The organism is Kitasatospora sp. NPDC059722, assembly GCF_042733235.1.
Classification (GTDB): domain Bacteria; phylum Actinomycetota; class Actinomycetes; order Streptomycetales; family Streptomycetaceae; genus Kitasatospora.
Window position 1 is genome coordinate 1 of the sequence record NZ_JBHWGD010000136.1, and the last position, 4,286, is coordinate 4,286.

Here is a 4,286-nt window from a genome sequence, read left to right on the forward strand (position 1 = left end):
TGGGGGGGGGGCCCCGCGGGTGTGGCCGGGGCGGGGTGGGGGGGCCGGCCCCGCGGCGTGGGGGCGCCCGGGGCGCCCCGCGCCGGGGGGGCCCCCCCCCCGCCGCAGCACGTCGGCGAGTTCCACGTCGATCTGCTGGACGTACAGCACCGCGCGGCGCTCGGTCAGTATGCGGCGGGCGGTGCGGAGTTCGCGCTCGGCGGCGGGAAGATCGCCGTCCTGCGCGCGCAGGTAGCCGCGCATCCAGTGGCAGTGGGCGAGTTCGGTGCGGATGCGGAGCTGCTGGTAGAGCTCCTGGGCGCGGGCGAGGGAGGCGTCGGCCTCGGCGGCGCGGCCCTCGGCGAGGAGGGTGCGGGCCACCGAGCGGTGCAGCCGGGCCACGGCGGCGGGGTCGTCGACCTGCGGGGCCAGGGCGAGGGCGAGTTCGGCGGCCTGGGCGGCGAGATGGTGGGCGCCGAGGTCCAGGTAGGGGGCGGTGATCGCGGAGTAGAGGAGCAGCAGGGCCTGCGGGTCGGGCAGGCCGGCGGCGTTGAGCTGGTCGATCGCGCTCTCCAGGAGGTAGCAGGAGTAGCGCAGGTCGCCGGCGAGGAGGTGGGCGACGGCCCGTCCGCGCAGGGCCGGTATGCGCTGCGGGAGCGGGGCGTCGCGGAGCAGGTCCTCGGCGGCTCTGAAGTGCCCTATGGCCTGGTCGAGTTCGCCCGCCTCCAAGGCGCAGTCACCCGACCCCACCAAGGCTGCGGCGCGTTCGTCGGCGAGGCCGTAGCGGTCGGCTTCACCGGCCAGCGCGGTGAACTGCGCTGCCGCGTCCGCCGGTTCGCCGGTGCACAGGGCCTGCCGGGCGTCGGCGAGCCGGGACCGGAGGTCGGTGGCGAGGTGGGCGGGCCGTCCGGTGGCGAGCTGCTCGGCGCTGACGCCGAGGCGTCCGGCGAGGTAGCGCAGCGCGGTGTCGGAGGGCCGGGCCTTGCCGGACTCCAGTGTCGACACGTACGCCGCCGTGTAGGCGGGTTCGGCCAACGCGCGCTGGGTGAGGCCGCGTTCGGCCCGCAGCTGCTGGATCCGCCGCCCGATCAGCAGCCGGTCGTCCCCGTCGTCGCTCGTCATCGCGCTCCCCCGCCTTCCCCTCACCACCACGTCGCCACAACGTCGCGGTCGCGTCGCCACCTCGTCGACGCGCACAGGCTATTGCGTGCCGGTGCGGCCGCCGCTAGCTTAACCCCACACGTAAGCGAGCTTAAGTAGGGATTTAACTCCCCCTCCCCCGGCCGGACTTCACTCACGGCCACCACCTCCGCTGAATGGACCCCCACATGCGTATTCGGCGTAACGCCGCCGCCCTCGCGGCGGCACTCGGCCTCCTCACCGCCGCCCCTGCGACCGCTTCGACCCCCGCAACCGCCACGACCACCGCGTTAGCCCCCGTCGTACCGTCCGCCGCGCCCCTCGCCGACGGCACCGGCCCCATCTGCTGGTTCGGCGCCTGCTACGACTACGTGTCGGGCCGCCAGCAGACCGACGCCGCCGGCGCGAGCATCCGGATGCTGCAGTCCTCGCCCACCCTCAAGTCCGGTGACACCGACGCGCATTCGCTCCAGGAGCTGGCCGTCCAGTCCACCGACCGCAAGTCCACCGTCGAGGTCGGCTGGACGGTCGACTACGGCCTCAACGGCGACCTCCTGCCGCACCTGTTCGTCTACCACTGGGTGGACGGCAAGGAGAGCTGCTACAACGCGTGCGGCTTCGTCCAGGTCTCCCCGGTCTACACCGCCGGCATGGCGCTCCAGCCCGGCGACGCCGCCCGCTTCGGAATCCGGAACCTCGCCGGCGACTGGTGGATCTTCTACGACCAGCACGCCGTCGGCTACTTCCCCGGCTCGCTCTGGAACGGCACCTACACCCGCACCCAGGTCATCAGCGCGTTCGGCGAGGTCGCCCACGGCACCGGCAGCACGTGCGAGTCCATGGGCGACGGCCGCTTCGGCAGCGCACCGGGTTCCGGCTGGATCCGCGACTTCCAGCTCTTCGGCTCGGCCGACGACGCCCACCTGACCGTCACCTCCACCAGCCCCGCCCTCTACGACGCGGGCCGCGTCACCCCGACGTCCTTCCACCTCGGCGGCCCGGGCACCGGCCCCTGCTGACGGACGCGCCCCCAGCGCCCGACCCACCCCCGCCCCGCCCCGCCCCGCCGGATCCTGCCCGGAACAGGGACGCGCCCCCGGTGAGATCATCGGCACGTCGCAGAGAGGAGAGGCCAGCGGCGGACCGCCCGCCCCACGAGAGACCACCGCATGCTCGAACTCGAATTCACCACCAGGGACCTGGCCCTCACCCGCTTCGCCCTCTCCCCGCTCTGGGAGGCGGTGGCCGCCGCGCGGGTCCTCACCCTGCCCGCGCCCGACCCGCTCCACCGCCCGTGGGCCGAGCCGGCCCGCGCCCGGCTGACCGGCGCCGGGCTGGACTGGGGCCTCCTGGCGGATCTCGTGCCGCCACCACCCCGGACGATCCCCCTGTTCCTCGCCCCGCCGCCCACCACGCCCGTGGCGGACCTCCACCTGGAACTCGACGCCCTGCGCGCGACCCCGCCCGAGGACGTCCGGACCGCTCTCCGCTCCCCCCGGGCGCCGCAGTCGCCACGCATCGACGCCCTGCGCGATGACCCGGTCACTCGGCTCGCCCGACTCGCGGACACCATCGAGGCGTTCTGGGACCTCGCCGTCGCACCGCACTGGCCGAGGATCCGCGCCCTGGTGGAGAGCGACATCATCCACCGCGCCCGCCTCCTCGCCCGAGGCGGCGCCCAGCAGTTCCTCAACGACCTCGCCCCACAGGTCAGCTGGGACTCCGACACGCTCTCCATCGGCCACCACCACACCCGTGGCGGCCACCGCCTCGGCGGCCGCGGCCTGCTCCTCGTGCCGTCCGTCTTCGTGTGGCCGCAGGTCTTCTCGATCAGCGCCCCGCCTGGCAGCCCACCCTGCGCTACCCGCCACGCGGGATCGCGACCCTCTGGGAACGCCGCCGCCACGAGCCCTCCCGGGCACTCGCCGCCGTCCTCGGCCGCGGCCGGGCCCTCCTGCTCACCGAACTCGACGAACCCGCCACCACCGCCGAACTCGCCCACCGCACCGGCATGACCCCGGGCGGCGTCTCCCAGCACCTCACCACCCTCCGCACCGCCGGTCTCCTGACCGCCCACCGCACCGGCCGCCACGTCCTCTACGCCCGCACCGAGGCGGCCGAGGCACTCCTCGGGGCATCGCAATCGCCGCAGGGCTGAGGACCCCGCGGCCGGCGCCGGGCCCCGGTCCGGACCGACGGACCGGACCCATCGTCGAATAGTCGCGAATCATCTTTGTTCACGTAACAGTTGATCCCAAACTCTTCCTAAAGGTTCGGTCGAGCCGCTACACCTTCAGTCCTAAGCCACAACGAGACGAGCGGGACGATGACCAACGAAACCCCTGGCTACGGCTACCCGTCAGAGCCGAACCCCCAGAACCCCTACGGCCAGCAGCCCCCGCAGCAGCCCGGTTACGGCGTCCCGCAGGGCCCGTACGACCCCCAGCCCGGCGGCCCCGGCCCCGGCACCCCGCCGCCCGGCTACGGCTACCCGCCGCCGCCCCAGGGCGGCTACCCGCAGGGCGGCGGCTACCCGACGAGCGGTCCCCAGCTCCCGCCGTGGCTCGGCGCCCCCAACCCGTACGGCCCGACGGCGCCCGGCACCCGCGTCCTGGCCAACCCCGGCGACCGCTTCCTGGCCCGCCTGATCGACGCCCTCGTCCTGCTGATCCCGCTGCTCATCGTCCAGTTCGCCGTCGCGGCGGCGATCGGCGCGATCATGTCCAGCATCGTCAGCGGCATCGTCGTCTTCGGCTACGAGGCCCTGATGATGATGACCCAGGACCAGCAGACCGTCGGCAAGAAGGTCATGAAGCTGCGCGTCGTCTCGGTCGAGCACGGCGGCCGCCCGGTCGACAACGACCTGTGGATCCGCAGCGCCGTCTACGGCCTGCCCCAGGCCGTCTACTGCATCGGCTCGCTGTTCTACCTGGTGAACGTGCTCTCCCACCTCTGGGACAAGCCGCTGCAGCAGTGCTTCCACGACAAGGCGGCGAAGACCCTCGTCATCAAGGAGTCCTGAGCCCGGAGCACCACCCGGACCGGACCGGACCGAACCCCGGGGCCCCCCCCCGAGGGGGGGGGCCCCGGGGTGGTGCGCGGCCCCGGGGCGCCGGGGCCCCGCCCCAGGGGGGCCCGAAACCCGCGGGCCCCCGGCGGGTGCCCGC

General features: G+C 74.1%; 5 protein-coding genes. 4 read left to right on the top strand and 1 reads right to left on the bottom strand.

The window, feature by feature from the left end:
• A partial coding sequence (locus tag ACFV4F_RS39740; RefSeq protein WP_380510251.1) for a helix-turn-helix domain-containing protein occupies positions 1-1,101 on the bottom strand: 1,101 nt, incomplete at its 3' end.
• 206 nt (positions 1,102-1,307) lie between these two features.
• Between ACFV4F_RS39740 and ACFV4F_RS39745 the strand changes: the two genes are divergently transcribed.
• From ACFV4F_RS39745 to ACFV4F_RS39760, 4 genes are all read left to right on the top strand, one after another.
• The gene (locus ACFV4F_RS39745; protein WP_380510254.1) at positions 1,308-2,138 is read left to right on the top strand and encodes a neprosin family prolyl endopeptidase; all 831 of its coding nucleotides are present in this window, start codon (positions 1,308-1,310) and stop codon (positions 2,136-2,138) included.
• 150 nt (positions 2,139-2,288) lie between these two features.
• Positions 2,289-3,134 (top strand): DUF5937 family protein, encoded by an 846-nt coding sequence (locus ACFV4F_RS39750; protein WP_380510256.1) that lies wholly within the window; start codon positions 2,289-2,291, stop codon positions 3,132-3,134.
• Entirely contained in the window at positions 3,131-3,277 is a 147-nt protein-coding gene (locus ACFV4F_RS39755; protein WP_380510259.1) for a hypothetical protein, read from the top strand. The genes ACFV4F_RS39750 and ACFV4F_RS39755 overlap by 4 nt, the downstream gene beginning before the upstream one ends.
• A 168-nt stretch (positions 3,278-3,445) precedes the next feature.
• Entirely contained in the window at positions 3,446-4,141 is a 696-nt protein-coding gene (locus ACFV4F_RS39760; RefSeq protein WP_380491055.1) for an RDD family protein, read from the top strand.
• Positions 4,142-4,286 lie beyond the last annotated feature (145 nt).